At 64.2% G+C, this 22,632-nt stretch carries 18 protein-coding genes and 2 pseudogenes; 11 read left to right on the top strand and 9 right to left on the bottom strand.

What is annotated here, in order from left to right:
- Positions 1-126 precede the first annotated feature (126 nt).
- Entirely contained in the window at positions 127-921 is a 795-nt protein-coding gene (locus tag ASD12_RS29995; RefSeq protein ID WP_056595364.1) for an SDR family oxidoreductase, read from the top strand.
- A gap of 219 nt (positions 922-1,140) precedes the next feature.
- On the opposite strand, the gene ASD12_RS29990 is transcribed toward ASD12_RS29995, so the two are convergent.
- Positions 1,141-1,740, bottom strand: coding sequence for a LysE family translocator (locus ASD12_RS29990; RefSeq protein ID WP_056595362.1), 600 nt, complete (start codon positions 1,738-1,740; stop codon positions 1,141-1,143).
- A gap of 95 nt (positions 1,741-1,835) precedes the next feature.
- Here ASD12_RS29990 and ASD12_RS29985 point away from each other — a divergent pair, with 95 nt between their 5' ends.
- Complete coding sequence (locus ASD12_RS29985) at positions 1,836-2,705, top strand: LysR substrate-binding domain-containing protein (protein WP_082525756.1); 870 nt, start codon at positions 1,836-1,838, stop codon at positions 2,703-2,705.
- 129 nt (positions 2,706-2,834) lie between these two features.
- Here the strand turns inward: ASD12_RS29985 and ASD12_RS33805 are convergent.
- Both ASD12_RS33805 and ASD12_RS29975 read right to left on the bottom strand, forming a co-directional pair.
- A pseudogene (locus ASD12_RS33805) lies at positions 2,835-3,029 on the bottom strand (SAM-dependent methyltransferase); the annotation flags it as partial.
- An 88-nt stretch (positions 3,030-3,117) separates the two neighbouring features.
- Positions 3,118-4,482, bottom strand: a complete 1,365-nt coding sequence (locus ASD12_RS29975) for an Nramp family divalent metal transporter (protein WP_056595357.1) — start codon at positions 4,480-4,482, stop codon at positions 3,118-3,120.
- A 213-nt stretch (positions 4,483-4,695) separates the two neighbouring features.
- Between ASD12_RS29975 and mntR the strand changes: the two genes are divergently transcribed.
- Together mntR and ASD12_RS29965 are read left to right on the top strand one after the other, a co-directional pair.
- Positions 4,696-5,148, top strand: coding sequence for a manganese-binding transcriptional regulator MntR (gene mntR, locus ASD12_RS29970; RefSeq protein ID WP_056595355.1), 453 nt, complete (start codon positions 4,696-4,698; stop codon positions 5,146-5,148).
- A 98-nt stretch (positions 5,149-5,246) separates the two neighbouring features.
- The gene (locus tag ASD12_RS29965) at positions 5,247-5,435 is read left to right on the top strand and encodes a hypothetical protein (RefSeq protein WP_056595353.1); all 189 of its coding nucleotides are present in this window, start codon (positions 5,247-5,249) and stop codon (positions 5,433-5,435) included.
- 169 nt (positions 5,436-5,604) lie between these two features.
- Here the strand turns inward: ASD12_RS29965 and ASD12_RS29960 are convergent, their stop codons facing one another.
- A complete protein-coding gene (locus ASD12_RS29960) occupies positions 5,605-7,674 on the bottom strand; it encodes a hypothetical protein (protein ID WP_056595351.1) in 2,070 nt (689 codons plus the stop codon).
- Positions 7,675-7,898: 224 nt separating this feature from the next.
- Here ASD12_RS29960 and ASD12_RS29955 point away from each other — a divergent pair, with 224 nt between their 5' ends.
- Both ASD12_RS29955 and ASD12_RS29950 read left to right on the top strand, forming a co-directional pair.
- Positions 7,899-8,828, top strand: a complete 930-nt coding sequence (locus tag ASD12_RS29955) for a neutral zinc metallopeptidase (RefSeq protein ID WP_056595349.1) — start codon at positions 7,899-7,901, stop codon at positions 8,826-8,828.
- Positions 8,829-8,983: 155 nt separating this feature from the next.
- Positions 8,984-10,249, top strand: a complete 1,266-nt coding sequence (locus ASD12_RS29950; protein ID WP_056595347.1) for a TCR/Tet family MFS transporter — start codon at positions 8,984-8,986, stop codon at positions 10,247-10,249.
- A gap of 118 nt (positions 10,250-10,367) precedes the next feature.
- On the opposite strand, the gene carA is transcribed toward ASD12_RS29950, so the two are convergent.
- Positions 10,368-11,573 carry a glutamine-hydrolyzing carbamoyl-phosphate synthase small subunit gene (gene carA / locus ASD12_RS29945; RefSeq protein ID WP_056595345.1) on the bottom strand — a complete coding sequence of 402 codons (1,206 nt, stop codon included), beginning with the start codon at positions 11,571-11,573 and terminating at the stop codon, positions 10,368-10,370.
- A gap of 278 nt (positions 11,574-11,851) precedes the next feature.
- Between carA and ASD12_RS29940 the strand changes: the two genes are divergently transcribed.
- On the top strand, positions 11,852-12,301 hold the full coding sequence (locus tag ASD12_RS29940) for a GatB/YqeY domain-containing protein (protein ID WP_056595342.1): 450 nt from the start codon (positions 11,852-11,854) through the stop codon (positions 12,299-12,301).
- 38 nt (positions 12,302-12,339) lie between these two features.
- On the opposite strand, the gene ASD12_RS29935 is transcribed toward ASD12_RS29940, so the two are convergent.
- A complete protein-coding gene (locus ASD12_RS29935; RefSeq protein WP_056595340.1) occupies positions 12,340-13,323 on the bottom strand; it encodes a hypothetical protein in 984 nt (327 codons plus the stop codon).
- A gap of 395 nt (positions 13,324-13,718) precedes the next feature.
- On the opposite strand from ASD12_RS29935, the pseudogene ASD12_RS29930 reads away from it, so the two are divergent.
- Positions 13,719-14,432 (top strand): annotated as a pseudogene (locus ASD12_RS29930) (DNA helicase).
- Positions 14,433-14,451: 19 nt separating this feature from the next.
- Here ASD12_RS29930 and ASD12_RS29925 read toward each other — a convergent pair.
- The gene (locus ASD12_RS29925; RefSeq protein ID WP_056595338.1) at positions 14,452-15,405 is read right to left on the bottom strand and encodes a hydrogen peroxide-inducible genes activator; all 954 of its coding nucleotides are present in this window, start codon (positions 15,403-15,405) and stop codon (positions 14,452-14,454) included.
- 306 nt (positions 15,406-15,711) lie between these two features.
- Between ASD12_RS29925 and katG the strand changes: the two genes are divergently transcribed.
- The gene (katG, locus tag ASD12_RS29920) at positions 15,712-17,907 is read left to right on the top strand and encodes a catalase/peroxidase HPI (RefSeq protein WP_082525754.1); all 2,196 of its coding nucleotides are present in this window, start codon (positions 15,712-15,714) and stop codon (positions 17,905-17,907) included.
- A gap of 183 nt (positions 17,908-18,090) precedes the next feature.
- On the top strand, positions 18,091-18,648 hold the full coding sequence (locus ASD12_RS29915) for a GNAT family N-acetyltransferase (protein ID WP_056595336.1): 558 nt from the start codon (positions 18,091-18,093) through the stop codon (positions 18,646-18,648).
- Between the two features lie 11 nt (positions 18,649-18,659).
- Here the strand turns inward: ASD12_RS29915 and ASD12_RS29910 are convergent, their stop codons facing one another.
- Complete coding sequence (locus ASD12_RS29910) at positions 18,660-19,076, bottom strand: helix-turn-helix domain-containing protein (protein ID WP_056595335.1); 417 nt, start codon at positions 19,074-19,076, stop codon at positions 18,660-18,662.
- A gap of 106 nt (positions 19,077-19,182) precedes the next feature.
- On the opposite strand from ASD12_RS29910, the gene ASD12_RS29905 reads away from it, so the two are divergent.
- A complete protein-coding gene (locus tag ASD12_RS29905; RefSeq protein WP_056595333.1) occupies positions 19,183-21,426 on the top strand; it encodes a heavy metal translocating P-type ATPase in 2,244 nt (747 codons plus the stop codon).
- A 17-nt stretch (positions 21,427-21,443) separates the two neighbouring features.
- Here the strand turns inward: ASD12_RS29905 and ASD12_RS29900 are convergent, their stop codons facing one another.
- Entirely contained in the window at positions 21,444-22,628 is a 1,185-nt protein-coding gene (locus ASD12_RS29900) for an MFS transporter (RefSeq protein ID WP_056595956.1), read from the bottom strand.
- Positions 22,629-22,632: the final 4 nt, after the last annotated feature.

Raw genomic sequence — 22,632 nt, 5'->3', positions numbered from 1 at the left:
TTTCAAGATAGTGGCATATGCCACTAAATGAAATCAGATGGCTTTGCCGGCAGGGCGAGGGTGATTGCTCACGGGGCCGGCGGCCAGGTCGAAATGAAGCAAATCAATCGAAGAAGGAACAGGACAATGAGTGGACAGAGCAACAGGGGCACCGCGGTCGTCACCGGTGCTTCGGCGGGCATCGGCGCGGTCTATGCGGACCGGCTGGCGGGGCAGGGCTACGATTTGGTGCTGGTGGCGCGGCGCGCCGACCGGCTGGAAGAGCTGGCCGAGAAGCTGCGTTATGTCTACGGCCGCAAGGTCAGCTTGATCAGCGCCGATCTCGCCGACGACAATGACGTCCGCCGCGTCGAGCAGGCGATATCAGCCGACGACAGCGTGACGCTGCTGGTCAACAATGCCGGCATTGGTGGTGCGCAGGTGGTGGCGACGGCCGACGCTGATGCAGCCGAGCGCATGATCAAGGTCAATGTCATCGCCTTGACGCGCCTGACCCGCGCCGTGCTGCCGGGGTTTTTGGCGCGCAACCGCGGCGCCGTCGTCAACATCGCCTCGGTGCTCGCCTTCGACACCTCGTTCGGCGGCATCTATAGCGGCACCAAGGCCTATGTCGTCAACTTCACCGAGGCCCTGCAGCGTGAGGTCGCGGGTACGCAGGTGAAGGCCCAGGTGGTGCTGCCCGGCGCAACCCGGACCGATTTCTGGGAAATTGCCGGCAGCGATATCGACGCCCTTCCGCAAGAGATCGTCATGACGGCCGACGATCTGGTCGATGCAGCACTTGTCGGCCTGGCGAAGGGCGAAGCCGTTACCGTGCCTGGACTTGCCGACGCCGCCAAGCTGGACATTTTCCTTGGCGCCCGGCAGACCTTCTACGGCAGCCTGCACGCCGACAAGCCGGCAGCCCGCTACGCGGCTTGAGGGTTGGCAAGGCTGGTTCGCTTTGCGAACCAGGACCCCCACCCCGCTGCTCCGCAGCGACCCTCCCCACAAGGGGGAGGGTGAGGAAGTGCCTCGTCCGTCCATGCGACAATGGTCTTGTGGGGGACGAAAAAGCTGGACTCCCTACCTCCCCCTTGTGGGGAGGTCGGACCGAAGGTCCGGGTGGGTAGTGGCGCTAACTTTGAGGGCTTGGGTACTTTACGCCGACCGCCACATCGGAATGATCGAGGCGGCCAGCACCAGTGCCAGCACGATGTTGAGCGCGCGCCATTGCCACTCGGTCTTGAGCAGCCGGGCAAGCAGCATACCGGCCACGCACCACAGCGACAGCGAGGCGGCGGCAGCGAGACCGAAGGTGGCACCGAGCAGCAGCGCGAGCTGCATCGGCCCGCTGGCCAATGCCGCGAACGAGGCGGCGGCGCCCAACCCCATCGCCCAGCCCTTCGGGTTCATCCATTGAATGCCGGCGCCGCCGAGAAAGCTGTTCGGCCTGGCCATGGTCACGTCCAGATCGGGCGGTCCGCTGCGGCCGATCTTGATCGCCAGCCAAACGAGATAGAGCGAGCCGATGACCTTCATCGCCAGTTGCAGCGAGGGCATGGCAAGCAGCAGGCCGGCAAGCCCGGCCGCGGCGGCGCCCGTCACCGTGGCGAGGCCGGCGGCGCTGCCGACCAGCAAGGGCACGGAGCGGCGAAAGCCGAACTGCGCGCCGGACGCGGTCGAGAGGGTCGTAGCGATGCCGGGCGTTGTGGTGGCAATGACGGCGAAGAGGATGAGCGGGATGATGGGCTCTAGCATGGGACGTCCTTTTTCGAGGCTCCATGGTAGACTTGGAATAGCATCAGTAAATGCAATGTTTGCGATGCTCAGCATTAGCATCTATAATGTTAGCCATGATCCGAAATCTCGACATGGCGCTGATCCGCACCTTCGTCACCGTCGCCGACAAGGCCAGCATGACGGCGGCGGCCAATGCGCTGCACCTGACACAGGGCGCGGTCAGCCAGCAGGTCAAGCGGCTGGAGGAGGCGCTCGGTTCCAGCCTGTTCGAGCGTGACCGGCGCCGCTTGCGGTTGACGCGTGCCGGCGAACAGCTGTTTGGCAAGGGCAAGCGGCTGCTGGCCTTGAATGACGAGATCTGGGCCGAAATGGCTGAGACACCGGTGGCCGGCCAGGTGAGGCTCGGCGTGCCTTACGACCTTGTCGGCACCTTGCTGGCGCCGGTACTGAAGACCTATGCCGAGACCTATCCGCAGGTCGAGATATCGCTGGTCTGCGCCTCGTCGCCGGAACTGACTGCCGCCCTTGCGGCCGGGACCATCGACCTTGCGGTAATCGAGGAACGCGTCGGCCCGTCGGCGGGCGAATGCCTTGCCATCGACCGGCTGGTCTGGGTCGGCGCCAAGGGCGGAGTTGCCCGCGCCAAGCGGCCGCTGCCGGTCTCGATCGTCGCCGACACCTGCGCTTTCCGGCCGGCAGTGCTGGCGGCGCTCGGCGAGCATGGGCTGGAATGGCGCACCGTCTTCGAAAACGGCAACATCGACGCGACGACGGCGACGGTGCGTTCCGACCTCGCCGTCACCGCATGGCTGGCCTCCACGGTGCCGGCCGATCTCGACATATTGCCATCAGAGTCCGGCCTGCCGCCGCTGCCGAATTTTGCCATCAACCTGCATCTGCCAAGGCATGGCGTCGGCCCGGCGGCGCAGGAATTCGCGCGGCATATCCGCGACGGGCTGGCGCGGCGGCCGCAGGCGGCTTGAAGCTCCTCAGAACCTGGGTTCCTCGCATCCACGAATGTGGGGGAGGTCGCTCGGCGAAGCCGAGATGGAGCGGGGAGGCGATCTTTCATAGAAGCAATGCTTCCGCCTGGCCTGAGTCTTCTCGCCCGTCTGATAGATGTGGGCCGGATCGGCGCTCGTCGTCGTGACCTTGCCGTTGCCGGCGATGATCATCCACGGTCCGGGGCCGAGAAACGCTTCGCGCGGCACCTCGGCGAAAACCGCCTCCAGGCGTGGGTCGGGCGAACCGGCATTGGCGGCCATCAGCCGCGCGTAGAATTTCCTGATGTCTTCGATCCGGGTCATGATGCCGGAGAACATAGCGCGGATTGCCGATTTGTCGCGGCACTACCCGGTGCACGGAGGGTAGCCGATTTTCCCGGCGAGGCGGAGCTCAGCCGACCCCGAACGTGGTATCGTAAAGCAGCTTGAAGTTGAGCACTAGGATGATGGCGGCAACCACCCAGGCAAGGGCTGCGACGCCGCGCGGAATGGCAAGGTTGCCCATCTTCTTCTTGTCGGAGACGAACTGCACCAGCGGGACGACCGCGAAGGGCAACTGCATCGACAGGATGACCTGGCTGAACACCAGCAACTGGCCGGTGCCCTTTTCGCCATAGAGCGCGGTGACGACCACCACCGGGATGATGGCGAGGCCGCGGGTCAGAAGCCGGCGCGCCCAATTGGGGATGCGCAGGCGCAGGAAACCTTCCATCACGATCTGGCCGGCAAGCGTTGCCGTCACCGTCGAGTTCAGGCCGGAAGCCAGCAGCGCGACGGCGAACAGGATCGAGGCGATGCTGAGGCCGAGCAGCGGGGACAGCAACTCGAAGGCCTGATCGATCTCGGCGACGTCCTGGTGGCCGGTGTTGTGGAAGGCGACCGCCGACACGATCAGGATCGACGCGTTGACGAACAACGCCAGCATCAGGGCGATGGTCGAGTCCGTCGTTGCCCATTTGATGGCGTCGCGCTTGCCCTTGTCGGTGCGTTCATAGGCGCGAGTCTGCACGATCGAGGAGTGCAGATAGAGATTGTGCGGCATGACGGTGGCGCCGATGATGCCGATGGCGATATAGAGCATCGCCGGATTGGTGACGATTTCCGACGACGGCACGAACATGGCGTGCAGGATCGAGCCCGCCGGCGGGGCGGCGACGAAGATCTGGATGGCGAAGCAGCTGAAGATGATGATCAAAAGCGCGATGACGAAGGCTTCGAGATAGCGGAAGCCCTTGTTCATCAAGAGCAGTACAAGGAAGGCGTCGAGCGCCGTCAGCATCGCGCCGCCGATCAGCGGAATGCCGAACAAAAGCTGCAGAGCGATCGCTGTGCCGATGACCTCGGCAAGGTCGCAAGCGATGATGGCCAGTTCGCAGGCGATCCACAGCACGAAATTGACCGGGCGGGGGTAATAGGCCCGGCAGGCCTGGGCAAGGTCGCGGCCGGTGGCGATGCCGAGCCGTGCCGCCAGCGCCTGCAGCAGGATCGCCATCAGGTTGGAGAGCATGATGATGAACAGCAGCGTGTAGCCGAACTGCGCGCCGCCGGCGAGGTCGGTCGCCCAGTTGCCGGGATCCATATAGCCTACCGAGATCATATAGCCGGGTCCCATGAAGGCGAACAGGCGACGGAACCAGACGCCCGAACTCGGCACGGCGATGGAAGAATTGACTTCGCGCAGGCTGGGCTGTTCGTCCTCATCCGGCCTGGCGAACCGCCAAGAGGAACGGGGGGCTGTGGCTTCGGCTTCGGACATGGGGAGAGCTTTCCGCGAGACTGGGCGATGCTGCCTTAAGCTATGCCATGGCTCAACATTATTCAATATGCTATATTTCATTGTTCGTGCTTTTTATCAGGCGGCAATCGGAGACGCCGGTTGCGCCTGCGGCGTAATGCAAATAAACGGCCTGAAGAATCAGAGCCCGTGCTATGAATGCATGGACAGCAAAAGCCTCGGGAGGAGCGCGCATTGGCGCTGAAGAACAGACCGGTCCCGCGCGAGCCGCTGCCCGACGCCGATGTCCATTCGGAAGGGTTCCGGCAGACGCGCGAAGCGCGCCGCAGCGCGCTGGTCGAGGATTATGTCGAGCTGATCGCCGACCTGATCGAGGACGGCAACGAGGCGCGCCAGGTCGACATCGCAGCGAGGCTCGGCGTCGCCCAGCCTACCGTGGCTAAGATGCTGACGCGGCTGTGCGCCGACGGTCTGGTGTCGCGAAAGCCCTATCGCGGCGTGTTCCTGACCGATACTGGGCGCAAGGTCGCGGAGGAAAGCCGGATCCGCCACCAGACGGTGGAAGCTTTTTTGCGCTCGCTCGGTGTCAGTGCCGAAACGGCGCGCATCGATGCCGAGGGCATCGAGCATCATGTCAGCGCCGAGACGCTGGAAGCCTTCCGCAAGGCGATGACGGCGGCGCACTGAACCGCACTGCCGTCGGATTTCCCCAGCCTCCGGAACCCTCGCGCGCTAAGCACGTTACTTCTGACACCGCGCGATGTCGCGCGGCAAGGGAGGAAGCGATGGGCGTTGAACAGGCACCGACCGCAAAGGGCAAGCAGGCGGCCAAGGGACTGAAACAGGCGGCGGCGAGAGATGAGCGCAAGACCGAGGCCGAGACCGGCCATCCGCTGAAAAAAGGCGCGGCGCGTTTCGAGGAGCGTTCGAAGAGCTCCGACGGCAAGAGCGCCGGCGCCAAGCAGAAAGATTAGACGTCTGTCAGGCTGACGTCAGCGGCTGTAGGCAAAGGCTGCCTGTTGGGACGTGGTGACGGCGCCTTTCTTGCGGCAGTATCGCTTGGCCCTCCGCTATGGCTCCGGGCGTTCGAGCCCTTTGAAAGGTCCACTGGACCTTTCAATTTTCCTGCGGCAAACCGGTCTCTCACCCCCTGACATCCTGCACCCAGCTTCTGGGATGCCCGTCGACGCGAAACTGGAAGATGAAATAGGGCGGAATGCAGGTGCCCTTGCCGGTCCTTGCTTGCGCCAGATCGTCGTAGCCGGCGGTGCAAATGTAGTCCTCGCGGCAGGGATGCGCCTTGTCGCAGGAGCGCAGGCCGCCGGTCTTGGTGAACTCCCTGGTGCAGAATTTGTGGTATTTGCCCGACGCGATGCAGTCGTTGAAGCCGGTCTTGGCCAGACGTCCGCACGTCGCCTCGTCGGGTAGCTTGTCGCAGCTTGCCTTGCGCAGCATGCCGCCGGGAAAGCCGCCGGTCTTCTGCTGCGGATTGTCGTAGCGCTGGCGCGCCGCGCCATAGCCGGCGAGCTTCACCAGCGGCTTCTTGTCCCGCGCCGGGTCGATGGCGCAGGCCTTGGCGGTGGCGGGTGACAGGCGGCAATACTGGTCGTTGCCCCATGTCGACATTTTGATCTCGCCGAACTCGACGGGATCACCGACCGCCGTGCCGGCCTCGCTGACGCAGGTGCCGAAGCCCGGATGGATGGCGCTTTCATGGACGCCGGCGCAGCGCAGGCCCGTGCCGCAGATCCAGTCCCTGAAGCTTGGATCCTCGCCGCGATAGCAGATCGAGCCCCAGCCATTGTAGAGGTCGGTGCCTTGCAGCGCCTCGGCATATTTCGCGTCGGGACGGGCGGCGAAGCCGCGCGTAAAGTCCGGATGGCCGCCGGCGGCGAACTGCTCGACGATGGCGCGGCGGCGCGGCAGGTCGGCAAAGAACACGGCCGAACCGGGCACGAAGACGGCGTTGCGGCGGGGCTCGCTGGCCGGGTCGGCGCCGGTGTAGTGGAACCCAGCAATGCCATGCGTCTGGTGGCAGCCGGTGCAGCTCATCTCGTTGAGCCGCAGGTCGAAGCCGGCCACCGACTTGATGGTGGCGAGCGTGTTGCCTTTGGCGACATAATCCTTCAGCGCCTTGTCGATGTCGGCGTCGTCGACCAGTCCGTAGGCGATGTTGTTCTGCGACCGGCTCAGCCCGCCGGGTGCAACGGAGACGGCGCTCCTGGCCAGGAACTTTTCGTCGATGACCAGCCGGCCATGATCGAGGTCGTAGATGTTGCGGTCGGTGAGCAGCCATTTGGCGAAGGACTGCTTGTCGGCCAGCACAGTAGCGCGGTCGATCTGGTTTTCCATCTTCGCTTCATAGAAGCTGGATATAGCCGGATCCCATTTGAAGATCTTCAGCAGGTACTCCGCATGGCCGCCGAAATCGCGCCGCGTCGAGGCCGACAGCCTGAGCACCTGCATGTTGAGCTCGAGCCGCATGACCTGCGACGAATTCAGCATGGCACCTGACAGCGGCCCTTCCTCGGAGCGCAGCCAGGCGGCAAGCTGGTCGGGTGGCAGGTCTTTTTTTCCGGCCGCCAGCCAGCGCTGGGCGACATCGGCGCAGGACACTTCGGTGCCGGCAGGCAAATCCTTCGAGGCGCGGGCTTGTGCCTGCCTGGGCTTGGCGTTGAACACCAGGCTCATGGTCAGCGGCAGGCGCGAGGAAATGCGCTGGGCGGCCTTTCCCTTGGCTGGCTTTTCCGCGACGGAATAGTGGAACCGGTAGATCAGCCGGATTTCGCCGCATTCGGTGTGGCCGAGATAGCCGCGATCCATGCGGTTGACGACGCCGGTCAGGTCCAGCGTCGAACCGTCGTCATCGATGTATTTCGGATTGAACTTCTGGCTGGTGTCCTTCGACTTCGCCATGGCAGCGACATAGGGGTCGGGGCTGGTCTTCGGTTCGTCGGCGATCTGCTGTTTGACTGTGTCGCGCACCGTAGCCAGTGCCGGCACCGAAAACAGGCCGCGATTGTCGACCTCGCGGGTGAGGCCGAGCGCCGGTCCGAGCAGACGGCTGATCGACAGGCCGCCGCGCTCCAGCGCCTGCAAGGTGGCGGGGTCGGTGACGGCAACGCTGGAATCGAGCGTGACGGCACGGGCGGTCCCGATATCGAAACTAGTCAATGCCGTCAGCAACAGCAGGAATTGGCCGATCGTCCGCAAAGCGCCCCCGCTACCCAGAGCATTGGATATTAGCGGTCTTCCATGGTCTCGGCCATGGGGACGATTACGACGTCGTGCTACGCGCCGCAACGATCCTGACCGCAAGGCGACCCTGTGGCCAAAAGGCCGTCGAAAAATGCTGTGACTTGGTGCAACCATTGGGATAATTGTTTGTTGGGTTGAGCCCCGGAACAACGGGGAGGTTCGCAGCACGAGGAGTTGCCATGCTCTGGAAGGGCCGTCGTCAGAGTGACAATATCGAGGACGACCGCAGCGACAGCGGCGGCGGAATCGGCGGCGGCAGCCCTGGTCAGTTCCGCATCCCGATCGGCGGCCGTGCCGGTGGCGGCGGCAGCATCTTCCTCGTCATCCTGGTCGTGCTGGCCGGATGGTATTTCGGCTTCGATCCGTCGACGATCCTGGGTGGCGGCGACGGTGGCCTGCTGCCGGGCGGCGGCGGTCAGATCACCGACAACAGCGGCGGTGGCCAGGACAGCGGCGCGGGTACGCCCGCCAATGACGAGATGAAGCAGTTCGTCGCGACCGTGCTGGCCGAGACCGAGGACACCTGGACCGGCATCTTCAAATCGCAGGGGCTGACCTATGAAGATCCCAAGCTGGTGCTGTTTTCCGGCCAGGTCCGCTCGGCCTGCGGCTTTGCCTCCGCGGCGGCGGGACCGTTCTATTGTCCTGGCGACCACAAGGTCTATCTCGACATGACCTTCTTCCAGCAGCTCGACCAGCAATTCGGCGCTTCGGGCGAATTCGCGCGAGCCTATGTGGTCGCGCATGAGGTCGGGCACCACGTGCAAAACCTGACCGGCATCATGTCCAAGTTCAACCAGATGCGGCAAGGCATGAGCGAAGCCGATGCCAACCAGCTGTCGGTGCGCATCGAGCTCCAGGCCGACTGCTTCGCCGGTGTGTGGGCGCATTACACCGCGCAGAAGGGCATATTGGAGCAGGGCGACATGGAAAGCGCGCTGAACGCCGCCAAGCAGATCGGCGACGACACGCTGCAGAAGAAGACACAAGGCTATGTCGTTCCGGAAAGCTTCAATCACGGCACCTCGCAGCAGCGGCAGACCTGGCTGGCGCGCGGTTACAAGAGCGGCAAGCTTTCGGATTGCAACACTCTGAGCGGGCCAATTTGATTAGCCGCTTCCGGGCACTGACCTGACGGCCAAATGCCGTCAGGGGCTGTCAGGATGAAAAACTCCGGACTGTTCCCTTATTGTTCCTTGCTGCGGGCTCGCCTATAAGGTGCGTCCGCCTGCGCCCCAGGGCGAGCAGAGGAGCTTGACCCATCATGATCGACCCCAAAACCGCCAGACGGGGCCTCGCGCTCGTCTTCACCACGCTGCTGCTCGATATCATCGGCTTCGGCATGATCATGCCGGTGCTGCCGGCCTATCTCAGGGAATTGACCGGGGTGAGCATCAGCGGCGCGGCGATCGAAGGCGGCTGGCTGTTCTTCGTCTACGCGGCGATGCAGTTCGTCTTCGCGCCCATCATGGGCGGCTTGAGCGACCGGTTCGGGCGGCGGCCGATCCTGCTCGCCTCGGTGCTGACGTTTTCCATCGACAACCTGATCTGTGCCGTTGCCTGGTCCTATCCGATGCTGTTCATCGGGCGCGTGCTGGCCGGCATTTCGGGCGCCAGCTACTCGACGACATCCGCCTTCATCGCCGACATCTCGAACGATGAGAATAGGGCGAAGAATTTCGGCCTGCTCGGCATCGCCTTTGGCGTCGGCTTCGTCATCGGGCCGGTTCTGGGCGGGCTGCTCGGCACGTTCGGACCACGCGTGCCGTTCTATTTCGCCGCCGGGCTCGCCTTCGTGAACTTCCTGATCGCGCTGTTTTTCCTGCCGGAAACGCTGGATGACAAGCATCGCCGCCGCTTCGAGTGGAAACGCGCCAACCCGGTCGGCACGCTTCTCCAGATGCGCCAGTACCATGGCATCGGCTGGATCGGGCTTGCCTTCTTCCTGATGACGCTCGGGCACATGATGTATCCTGCGGTGTGGTCGTTCGTCTCCAACTATCGCTATGGCTGGAGCGAGCAGCAGATCGGCTTCTCGCTCGGGGCCTTCGGGCTGTGCGGGGCGATCGTCATGGCGACGGTGCTGCCGCGCGTGATCCCCAGGCTTGGCGAATGGAAGACGGCGGTGATCGGTCTTGCCTTCACCGCGCTCAGCGCCTTCGGCTACGCCTTCGCGTCGCAGGGCTGGATGATCTATGCGGTGATCGTCGTCGGCTGTCTCGAAGCGCTGGCCGACCCGCCATTGAGGAGCCTCGCCGCAGCCAAGGTGCCGCCTTCGGCGCAGGGTGAGTTGCAGGGCGCGATGACCTCGATCTTCTCTATCACCTCGATCATCACGCCGCTGCTCTATACGGCGATCTTTTCGTGGTTCACCGGGCCGAACGCGCCGGTGACCTTCGGCGGCGCGCCCTACCTGGTCGGTGCGTGTTTCCTGACACTGGCAGTTATTGTCTTCGTCACGAAAGTAGCAAGGCCGGTGGCGCGCACGAAGGTCACCACCGGCGTCGCCGAAGATGGAGCACGGATATGAGCCATGGCAGCCGCATCCGGCGTGAGGCTACAAGGCCGAGGTCGCCACAGCTCCCTTCTCCCCGTGCACGGGGAGAAGATGCCGGCAGGCAGATGAGGGGCAGCGCTAACGGATCGAGTTAAGCTCGCTCGGCCAGCAATTCCTCGCCGCGCTTTTCGCGGATCAAATTGACGAAGCGGCGGAACAGATAGTGCGAATCCTGTGGGCCGGGCGAAGCCTCGGGGTGATGCTGGACCGAGAACACCGGCCGGCCGGTGAGCGCGATGCCGCAGTTCGAACCGTCGAACAGCGAGACATGGGTTTCCTCGACGCCTGATGGCAGCGAGTCGGCATCGACGGCGAAGCCATGGTTCATCGAGACGATCTCGACCTTGCCAGTGGTGTGGTCCTTGACCGGATGGTTGGCGCCGTGATGGCCCTGATGCATCTTGGCGGTCTTGCCGCCCAGCGCCAGCGCCAGCATCTGGTGGCCGAGGCAGATCCCGAACACCGGGATGTCGGTCTTCAACAGATCCTGGATGACCGGCACGGCATAGTCGCCGGTGGCTTCCGGGTCGCCAGGGCCGTTGGAGAGGAAGATGCCGTCCGGCTGCATGGCGAGGATTTCCTCGGCGCCCGTCTTGGCCGGCACCACGGTGACCTTGGCGCCAAGGCCGGCGAGCAGGCGCAATATGTTGCGCTTGACGCCGTAGTCGATGGCAACGACATGCATTGTCGGCTCGGTCTGTTCGCCAAAGCCTTCGTTCCACACCCAGGGCGTCTCGCGCCAGACCGAGGACTGGCCCGACGTGACCTCCTTGGCGAGGTCGAGCCCGATCAGGCCCGACCATGCGGCGGCGCGGCGCTTCAGATCGTCGAGGTCGAACACGCCATCGGGCGCATGCGCGATGACGGCGTTGGGCATGCCCTTTTCGCGGATCAGCGCGGTCAGTGCACGGGTGTCGATGCCCGACAGGGCGACGATGCCACGCTTCTTCAGCCATTGGTCGAGGCCGGTGCCGGCGCGGTAGTTGGACGGGTTCGTGACATCGGCCTTGAACACGGCGCCGACGGCGCCGGCGCGGGCGGCCGGATTGAGGTCCTCGATGTCCTCGTCATTGGTGCCGATATTGCCGATATGCGGGAAGGTGAAGGTGACGATCTGGCCGGCATAGGACGGGTCGGTGAGGATCTCCTGGTAGCCGGTGAGCGCCGTGTTGAAGCAGACTTCGGCGACAGCGGAGCCGGTGGCGCCGAGGCCGCGACCTTCGATGACGGTGCCGTCGGCCAGCACCAACAGCGCGGTCGGCTTTTCGGTGGTCCAAGGGGCGGTCATCGTGGCCATGGCGGCACTCCTAAAAGGCTACGCCCTTCGATTGGCCCGGCGGACCTTGGCGCAGCAAACGGCGCACGGCAGCGATTTCGCAAGCCTGCGCGCAGTCAAAACTCAGTTCATGCAAGGCCCAGTACATAGGGGAAGGGGCCAAAGCGGTCAATGATGCCGGCACCGAGCGGCATGGATTTATTTCATCGAACAATATCAGCTATTTGACGTCTGCCTTCGGGATTTGCCTTGCGCATTCCCCGGCGCTATTGTCCGCGCCGATCGAAGGAGAATACACCATGCGCGGAAAAATCGCCGAATCCCTGAAGAGCGCGATGAAGGCGCAGGACAAGCACCGGCTGCCGACATTGCGGCTGATCCAGGCCGCCATCCACGACCGCGACATCGCCAATCGCGGTTCGGCCAAGGAGCCGGCCAGCGACGAGGAGATCCTGCAGATCCTGGCCAAGATGGTGAAGCAGCGCGAGGAATCGGCCAAGGCCTTCGACGACGGCAAACGGCCGGAACTGGCCGCGCAGGAGCGCGGCGAGATGGAGATTATCCGCACCTTCCTGCCGACGCAGTTGGACGATGCCGCCATCCAGGCTGCGGCGCGCGAGGCGATTGCGGCGACGGGAGCGGCCAGCCAGAAGGACATGGGCAAGGTGATCGGCGCGCTGAAGCAGAAATATGCCGGCCAGATGGATTTCGGCAAGGCGAGCGGCATCGTCAAAAGCCTGTTGCAGTAGGGGACTGAGGTCCGCAATCCAGCAGAGTGAAGCGGACTTCACGGCCCCTTGCAGATCGGTACCGGCTGCGGCGGCGGTGCCGGGTGATCCTTCCTGTATTGAGCGATGATCGGCTCGAGGGTCTTTCGCGGCCAGAATTTCGGCTTGCCGATTTCCTTCAGGCAGGATGCGTTCCAATAGGCGCCCGACTGCGAAGGGTTGGCGGCCACCGCGGCGATGTCGCCTGATTCGGGATAGATGTAGAGCGTCGTCGGATTGTCCTTCACCATCGAGATGATCTGCCGGGCATCCGTCGGCGACCAACTGGTGCAGCCATTGCTGCGGCCGCCAGTATAGGCGACCAGCTTGCCGAACGGCACCAGACCGTCATGATCGGCATATGAGCTGTTCGGATTTTTGCGCATGCACTGGGCGCGCAGCACCTGCGCCGCGTGACCGCCGATCACCCGCTGCCTGGCGTTGGCGGCTTCGCCTTCGCCGTCGAACTGTATGAAGGTGCGCAGGAAAGCCGCATCCTGCTTGGCGCCGGTGCTATAAAAGCCTTTGAACGACGTTTTCGCCTCGTGCGTCATATAGGCTCCGCCGGCCGTGAGTTCCGAATCCATGGCGTTGCCGAAGTTCTTCGAGCACCGCCTGCCATTCGAAAAATCGACAGTGCCTTTCAGGTTGCGGCCGCCGCCATGACCCGACGAGATCGCGCGAAACGACTGGCTGGCTTCGCAGATGACATAATACCGGCGCCCGAGCACGCCATTACCCAGATCGCCGGGGCGTGTTGCATCCATGGCAAAGTAGCAGGGGTTCTTGACGGCACCTTGCGCCACCTTCTTCAGGTAAAGCGCGCGCGCCCGTTCCAGCACCACTTGTGAGATCTGACCGTCGCTGTCGCCGACATGGGCCTGCAGCCAGGCTGGAACGCCTGATGGTGCGGCAGAGGATCGAGCCGACACCGTCAAGGCAATGACGGCGACGAGGAGGCTGAGGATCGGGACGATACCCACAGGGATGAATCTCAACCGCACCGGTCACTTCTCCTGCCAAAGCCGTTTGCTTGCGGTGTTGCCGCTGGGAATCGATCATAAAGGGCCTTGCATTATCAGGCGAAACACATCTTGTTTAGCGCCCCCTTTGTTTGCGCGCCCTTTCTGCGCAAACGGACCTACGCCGACCTGCTGGCTCCATGCGTGCGGCGGACGTCTCCGCATCTTTGACTGTCCGCGATTTTCGATCCCTTCGGATTGAGCTATCATCTGATTCTGGCGCAGCCCACGCCTCCTCCCTCCGCTGGGAAAGCATCATTCATGCTGGGCTATCCGATTACCGAACCGACTGTTCGAGCACCGCTGCCAAACCGCCGCGCGGTTTGTCAGGGCATAAGGAGGGATTGCGAAAACGGCTCACACCAGGAGGTTTTGCGATGAAGCTGTCCGCGCCCATCCACCGTCTCAAGCGTCAAGCCAGGCTGTTGTCTCGCAAGGGCAAGATTGCGCTCCCACGAAGCGCTTGATCGTGTTGCAACCGAGGAAGGTTTCAGCAGCTGGAGTCTGCTTGCAGCCAGGGCAGCCGAGGTGGCGCCTGCCGGAACATTGTTTGCGCAACTAGCGCCCGGCGATCTGGTCCTGGTGGGTGCGCGGCCCGGCCACGGCAAGACGCTGATGAGCCTCGAACTCGCAATCGAAGCCATGAAGTCTGGCCATCGCGGCGTGTCTTTCACGCTGGAGTACACGCAAAGGGATGTGCTGGACCGGTTTCGCGCCATCGGGGCGGATCCGGTGCAGTTCAACGATCAGTTCACATTCGATAATTCCGACGCCATCAGCGCCGACTACATCGTCAGTGCGTTGAGCGACCCGTCGCGCGGCACGCTGGTGTTGATCGATTATCCGCAACTGCTCGATCAGAAGCGGGAAAACCCGGACCTGATGGTGCAGGCCGCACGCTGAAGGCGTTTGCCGGCGACAGGGGATTGATCCTCGTCTTCCTCTCGCAGATCGATCGGTCATACGATCCGGCGAAGAAGCCGGTTCCCGACATCAGCGATGTCCGGTTGCCGAACCCGCTGGATCTGTCGCTGTTCAACAAGACATGCTTCCTGAACGAGGGCGAAATCCGGTTCCAGGAAGCGAGCTGACGGATCTGTCAAGCAGCCTTCATTGGGCGGCAGCCGTCAGATTCAGGAGGTGCGCAACCGATGTCGGATTGTGTTGCGCGCGCAGCGCGTCGGCCGACTGACGAACGACTTCGGAAATCCGCAACAGCTGTTTGGCGATCGGGCTGGTGTTGCGCCAGACCATGCCGATCGTGCGCGAGGGCTGGGGGCTTCTGAAGCGCGCGACGGAGACCGGCGCCGAGCGCGTTTCCACCGCCACGGCCATTTCCGGAATCAAGGTGACACCGATGCCGGCGCCGACCATCTGCACCAGGGTCGACAGCGAGCTGCCGTCCAGCAACTCACGCGGCCGTGCCGAATGCATGCTGCAGAACGACAGCGCCTGATCGCGGAAACAATGGCCCTCTTCCAGGAGAAGCAGCCGCATTTCGCGCAGCATTTCGCGATTGGGCACCGGCTTTCCCTCGTCCTCGCCGGGCCGGACCAGCACGAAGTTTTCGGCAAACAGCACGACCTCCGTCAACGACGGTTCGGACACCGGCAGCGCGACGATAGCCGCATCAAGCCGACCGTCCGCCAGTTCCTGGATCAGCTTTTGCGTCAGCGTCTCGCGCACGTGGATATCGAGGCCGTCATGCATGCGCGAGAGGTTGCCGATGATGGTTGGCAAAAGGTAGGGCGCGACCGTCGGGATGACGCCGATGCGCAGCCGGCCGACCAGTCTGTCACGCGAAGAGCGGGCGAGATCAGTCAGTTCGTCCACCGAGCGCAGGATGCCGCGCACGCGCAGGGCAAATTCCTCGCCGAAATTGGTCAGCCGGACCTGGCGCGGGCCTCTTTCGAACAGCTCGGTGCCGAGCGTCTCTTCCAATTCCTTGATCTGCACCGAAATGGCGGGCTGGGAGATCGCACAGGCATCCGCCGCGCGTCCAAAATGGTTGTGCCGCGCCAGCGCCTCGAAATAGCGCAACTGCTTCAGGGTCAGATTTGCCATAACCCCACCTTATCTTTGTGATCAGTAAATCCAACTTAATTTAATCGAGCGGCTTTGCTATAGAGTCTGGTAGGGAGATGAAAGGCAGCCGACGCCACAGTCCGCATCATCGGTGTGGGCGTGCGTTCTGGGTTGTTTTTGTTTCAACACAATCTTGTCCAGGGCAGGCTCAGGGCAGTAGGACATTTCGCATATTCGGGCTCATGACCGTCGCGGCGGCCACGGAGCCGTCTCGAAGGGCATTACAGGCCCTTGTTCACGCAGCCGTTGAGGGCAAAGCTCAACACAGCCACGATCGGAGAAAACATGGACGCCAACACAGACGATAACAGCAAGGGTAAATGCCCGGTCGTGCACACCGCCGTTGGCAGGGGCAACCGCGACTGGTGGCCGAATCAGCTCAATGTCCAGGTTCTCCACCAGCAGTCGCCGCTGTCCGATCCGATGGGCGAGGCGTTCGACTATGCCGAGGAATTCAAGAGCCTCGATCTCGATGCCGTCATCAAGGATCTGCATGCGCTGATGACGGATTCGCAGGAGTGGTGGCCTGCCGACTTCGGCCATTACGGGCCACTGTTCGTCCGCATGGCCTGGCACAGCGCCGGCACCTACCGCATCGCCGACGGCCGTGGCGGCGCCGGGGCCGGTCAGCAGCGCTTCGCGCCGCTGAACAGCTGGCCGGACAACGTCAACCTCGACAAGGCGCGCCGGCTGCTGTGGCCGATCAAGCAGAAATACGGCCGCAAGATCTCGTGGGCCGACCTTTTGATCCTCACCGGCAACGTCGCGCTGGAATCGATGGGCTTCAAGACCTTCGGTTTCGCCGGCGGGCGCGCCGACGTCTGGGAGCCGGAGCAGGACATCTACTGGGGTCCCGAAGGCAAGTGGCTGGCTGACGAGCGCTACAGCGGCGATCGCGACCTGCAGAATCCGCTCGCCGCCGTGCAGATGGGGCTGATCTACGTCAATCCGGAAGGGCCGAACGGCAATCCGGATCCGCTGGCCTCGGCGCGCGATATCAGAGACACCTTCGCGCGCATGGCGATGAACGACGAGGAGACCGTAGCCCTCATCGCAGGCGGCCACACCTTCGGCAAGACCCATGGCGCCGGCGATGCGAGCCTGGTGGGCGTCGAGCCGGAAGGCGCTGATATCGAGCAGCAGGGCCTTGGCTGGGCGAGCAAATTCGGCACAGGCAAGGGCGGCGACACCATCGGCAGCGGCCTGGAGGTGATCTGGACGACGACGCCGACCAAGTGGAGCAACAACTTCTTCGACAATCTGTTTGGCTTCGAATGGGAGCTGACCAAGAGCCCGGCCGGCGCGCATCAGTGGACGCCGAAGGGTGGCGCGGGCGCCGGCACTGTGCCGGACGCACATGACTCGGCCAAGCGTCACGCACCCTCCATGCTGACCACCGATCTCGCCCTGCGTTTCGATCCCTCCTACGCAACGATTTCGAAGCGCTTCCATGAGAATCCGGATCAGTTCGCCGATGCCTTCGCCCGCGCCTGGTACAAGCTGACCCATCGCGACATGGGCCCGCTCGTGCGTTATCTTGGCCCGTTGGTTCCCAAGGAGGAACTGCCCTGGCAGGACGTCATCCCGGCGGTCGATCATGTCTTGATCGACGAAGAGGATGCTGCCGCGCTCAAGGCCAAGATACTGGCGTCCGGCCTGTCGGTGTCGCAGCTGGTCTCGGTGGCCTGGGCGTCGGCCTCGACCTTCCGTGGTTCCGACAAGCGCGGCGGCGCCAATGGCGCGCGCATTCGCCTCGCGCCGCAGAAAGACTGGGCCGTCAACCAGCCGGCTGAACTCGCCAAGGTGCTCGAAAAGCTCGAAGCGATCCAGAAGGACTTCAATGCCTCGCAGACCGGCAGCAAGAAAGTCTCGCTTGCCGACCTGATCGTTCTCGGTGGCGGTGCCGCCGTCGAGAAGGCCGCCAAGGACGCGGGCCACAGCGTGGACGTTCCCTTCTGGCCGGGCCGTATGGACGCTTCGCAGGAGCAGACCGACATCCACTCCTTCGCGCCGCTGGAGCCGACGGTTGACGGCTTCCGCAATTATGTCAGCGGCAAGCAGCGGCTGACCGTCGAGGAGGCGCTGGTCGACCGTGCGCAGCTGCTGACGCTGACCGCGCCGGAGATGACGGTTCTCGTCGGCGGTCTGCGCGTTCTCGGTGCCAATGCCGGGCAGTCCAAGCACGGCGTCTTCACCAAGCAGCCGGAAGCGCTGAGCAACGACTTCTTCGTCAACCTGCTCGACATGGGCACGGAGTGGAAGGCGGCATCGGAGGCCAAAGACGTGTTCGAAGGCCGCGACCGCAAGACAGGCGAAATCAAGTGGACCGGCACCCGCGCCGATCTGATCTTCGGTTCGCACTCACAGCTGCGGGCGCTGGCCGAAGCCTATGCAACGGCGGACGCCAAGGCGAAATTCGCTCGGGATTTCGTTGTGGCATGGACCAAGGTGATGAACGCCGACCGCTTCGACATCGCCTGAGATCGCGTAAGGGCACTCCGGCGCGGCCGCGCCGGAGTGCCAGTCCTCCCAAGGACCTAAGATCGGGGCCGCGTTTCCAGCGATGGGAGCGCGGCCCTTGTCGTAAGAGGCCGCGCTTTGGTGGACCGTGCCTTCCCGGGCAAGGATGCTATTTTACCGGCGTAGCGTCTTCACGGTGCATCCATGATCGAAATCGTCAAACCCGCGCTCGAACATTTGCCGTCCTACAAGGCGGCGCTCGAACGCGGCTGGTCGCCGGACAATGTGCGACTGCTGGAAACGACGCGCGAGCAGCTTGCGGCAATCGAGAGGAATCCGGTGGCTTTTCTCGCCGACCTCGATGATCCCCAGGCCAAGGGCGGCCCGATCACTTTGCCCGACGGCAAGCAGGTACCGCGCCTGCCGGGCTTCCGCCGCTGGATCTGGGACGGCGAGGCATCGGGCTCGATCGGCTTTCGCTGGCAGAAGGGCACGGCGGAACTGCCGCCGCATGTGCTCGGTCATATTGGCTATGCGGTGGTGCCATGGAAGCGGCGACGCGGCTACGCCACGGAAGCGCTGCGGCTGATGCTGGACGAGGCGAGGGCGGTCGGCCTGGCCCACGTCGAGATCACCGCCAAGCCGGGCAATCCGGCATCGCACAGGGTGATCCTGGCCAATGGCGGCAAGCTCGTCGAACGCTTCTTCGAGGATGCCGCCTATGGCGGGGTGGAGAGTTTGCGGTTCCGGATAGAGCTGTAGGGGGCGGCTTCTCACCCGTGCTCGTCAGCACATAGCGCATGATCCGACAGTGCGCGGATGACGTAGCAGTCGCCGACCGTCTTGCCGTCGCAGCAGGTGGCGATGCGCTCCAGCTCCGTTTCCAGCCGCTTCAGCTGGGCAATCTTCTCCCGCACAGAAATCAGTTGTTCCTCGGCAATCCGGTCGGCGTGGCCGCAGAGCTGCTCGGGATGACCGCTCAATTCGATCAGCGAGCGGATGTCCTCGACTGCGAAACCGAGGTCGCGGGCGTGGCGGATGAAGGCCAGCCGCTCCAGCTCCTGCCTGGAGTAACGGCGCTGGTTGCCTTCCGAACGCTCGGGCGCGGCGACCAGGCCCATCTGCTCGTAGTAGCGGATGGTCGGCACCTTGACCCCGGTGCGGCGGGAGAGATCACCGATCGAAAACATGAATTTTCCTCTTGAAGCTCTAGTGACTAGAGCAATTACAGTGCCTGACATCAGCATTCAAGACCCATGCGGCGACGCAGTGTGGGCAAGACGGACAGGTGATGTGATGACGGTGCCCCTGAGGCAGACACGGTTCAAGATCGGCGGCATGGACTGCGCCTCCTGCGCGGCTAAGATCGATACGGCGGTGCGCCGGCTCGACGGCGTCGCCGATGTCTCGGTTTCGGTGACCGGCGCCAGCATGACGGTCAGCCATGGCGGTTCGCTCAACGATGGCAAGGTGCTGCAGCAGGTGGCACGGCTCGGCTACGGCATCGTCAAGGCAGAGGGACGCGTCGCGCCGGTGTCGGACAAGGCGCATGCCGATCACGACCACCATGACCACGAAGGTCACAATCACGAACGCCACAATCATGCGGGCCACGATGCCGGCGAACAGACTACCAAGATCAATGGTTCCACCCATCTCCACGGCGATGCGGAGCCGGGGCAGGCGTGGTGGCGCTCCCGCCGGGCAGCGCTGACATTGGCTTGCGCGGCGGCGCTTGTTGCCGCCTACGGCATCGGCCATCTGGTCTCAGTGGCCGAGCGCTGGGTGTTCCTGGCCGCTTTGCTGGTCGGTCTGCTGCCGATCGCGCGGCGCGCGCTGATGGCGGCATTGGCCGGCACGCCGTTTTCGATCGAGATGCTGATGACCATCGCGGCGATAGGCGCTGTGATGATCGGCGCCACGGAAGAAGCCGCCGCCGTGGTGATGCTGTTCCTGGTCGGCGAACTTCTGGAAGGTGTTGCCGCCGGCCGCGCGCGGGCGAGCATCCAGGGACTTGCCGATCTGGTGCCGAAGACAGCACTGGTCGAGCGGGCAGGCGGCACATCAGAGGTTCCCGCCGAAGACCTTGCGGTCGGCGATGTCATCGTGGTGCGGCCGGGCGACCGCATCCCCGCCGATGGCGAGATCGTTGAAGGGGCTGGTGACATCGACGAGGCGCCGGTGACCGGCGAGAGCACACCGAAGCGCAAGGGGATCGCGGAAGCCGTCTTCGCCGGCACGATCAGCACCGACGGCGTGCTCAAGATACGGGTGACGGCGGCCGCTTCCGACAACACCATCGCCCGCGTCGTGCGGCTGGTGGAGGAGGCGCAGGAGGCCAAGGCGCCGACAGAGCGTTTTATCGATCGCTTCTCGCGTTATTACACGCCGGCCGTGCTGGCGGTCGGCGCGCTGGTGGCGCTGCTGCCGCCGCTGCTCATTGGTGGCGACTGGAACGGATGGATCTACAAGGGCCTGGCGATCCTGCTGATCGGCTGCCCCTGCGCCCTGGTCATCTCGACGCCTGCGGCGATCGCCGCAGGGCTGGCGACCGGCGCGCGGCGTGGTCTGTTGATGAAAGGTGGTGCCGTGCTGGAAGGGTTTCGCCGGATCACGGCGGTGGCCTTCGACAAGACCGGCACGCTGACGGCGGGCAAGCCTGTCGTCACCGACATTGTGGCGTATGGAAGGGATGAACGCAGCGTGCTGGCGCTGGCGGCAGCGCTGGAGCAGGGCTCCAGCCATCCGTTGGCCATGGCGATCCTGGGCCGGGCCAAGGCCGACAAAGCGCCGGTGCCGCCGGCCCTGGCGGCCAAGGCGATTTCCGGCAAGGGTGTCGAGGGCAGCGTCGGCGGCGTTGCGGTCTTCCTCGGCTCCGGCCAGGAGGCGGGCGAACGCGCCGTGATGACCGAAGCGCAGCGCCTTGCCGTCGACAGCCTCAACGGCCAAGGCAAGACGGTGTCGGTACTTGTTGCCGATGGCGTGGTGGCCGGGCTGATCGCCATGCGCGACGAGCCGCGGCCGGATGCGGCTGCCGGGATCGCGGCGCTGAAGGCAGAGGGCATCCGCGCGGTGATGCTGACCGGCGACAACCGCCGCACGGCAGAAGCCATCGCTGCGTCGCTCGGCATCGAGGCGCGGGCGGAGCTGTTGCCGCAGGACAAGCAGCGCATCGTCGGCGAATTGCAGCGCGAGGGGCTGAAGGTCGCCAAGGTCGGCGACGGCATCAACGACGCGCCGGCGCTGGCCGCCGCCGACATCGGCATCGCAATGGGTGGCGGCACCGATGTGGCGCTGGAAACCGCCGACGCGGCGATCCTGCACGGCCGCGTCATGGATGTCGCGCGCATGGTAAAACTGTCGCGGGCGGTGATGGCCAATATTGGTCAGAACATCAGCGTGGCGCTCGGGCTGAAGGCGGTGTTCCTGGTCACCACCATTGCCGGCATCACCGGCCTGTGGCCGGCGATCCTGGCAGACACCGGCGCCACCGTGCTGGTCACCGCCAACGCCATGCGCCTGCTGCGCTGGCGCGGGTGAGGGCCTCAGCTTCGTAGCTACTCCGCTGGGGTCGTCTGCGGCGGCGCGGCGTTACTGCGCCCCTCCCAGACATAGGAGGCGAGCGCCACCGCCACGGCGACAAGCATGGCGATGGCGCCGAGCAGCGGCAGGCTGCGGTAGCCATAGCCGCTATTCAGCATGGCGGCGCCCAGCGACGCGGCCAGCGCGATGCCGACATTGAAGCCGGACGGAATGAGCGACGAAGCGAGGTTCGAGGCGTCCGCCGTCCAGGCAAGGATGCGGGTCTGGATCGGTGTTCCAATAGCGAAGTTGAGACCGCCCCAGATGACGATCGCGGCAATCATAGGCAAGGGATAGGGGCTAACGGCATAGATCACGCCAAGCGTCACCGCCTGCAGCGCCAGCATGGTGATCAGTGACGGCATCAGCTTCCAGTCGGAGAGCTTACCGCCGAGGAAGACGCCGAGCGTTGCGCCGACGCCGTTGAGCAGCAACACCCACGGCACCAGGTTCTCGTCGAGCCCGGTGACCTCAAGCAGTGTCGGCGTGATATAGGTGAACAGGCCGAACTGGCCGATCATCAGCATCAGCATCAGGATCAGCGAGGTCCAGACCTGCTGGCGGGCCAGCACGCGAACCTCGCGGGCGAAACCGGCTGGCCTGGCCGACGATCCGGTCGTGCGCGGCAAAAGGGCTGCCATGGCAAGCGTTGCCGCCACGCCGAGCGCGCACATCACCCAGAAGGTCGCGCGCCAGCCCCAGATATTGCCGATCGCGGTGCCGGCGGGTACGCCGATGACGTTGGAGACGGTGAGGCCGGACAGGATGACGGCAACCGCCATGCCGCGCTGGTCCTCGCGCACAAGACCGACGGCGACGACCATGGCGACGCCGAAATAGGCGCCGTGCGCGACCGCAACGGCAATGCGCAACAAAAGCATCGAGGTGAAGTCGGGCGCCAGCGCGCAGGCCGCCTGGCCAATGGTGAAGGCGATGGCGAGACCGAGCAGCAAGGTCTTGCGCGACAGCGACTTGGTGGCGAGCGCCAGCAGCGGACCGCCGATGGCGATGCCGCAGGCGTAGCCGGAGACGAGATAACCGGCGGAGGGAACCGAAACGTCAAGACCTTGCGCCACTTGTGGCAGTACGCCAGCGATGACGAATTCGGTGGTGCCGAAGGCAAAGGCAGCGATGAACAGGGCGATGAGCGGAAGCGACATGGCG

It is taken from the genome of Mesorhizobium sp. Root102 (genome assembly GCF_001425625.1).
In the GTDB taxonomy this organism is placed as follows: Bacteria; Pseudomonadota; Alphaproteobacteria; order Rhizobiales; family Rhizobiaceae; genus Mesorhizobium.
Note: the sequence above shows the minus strand (reverse complement) of the source record. Positions and strands in the feature narration are given on the sequence as shown.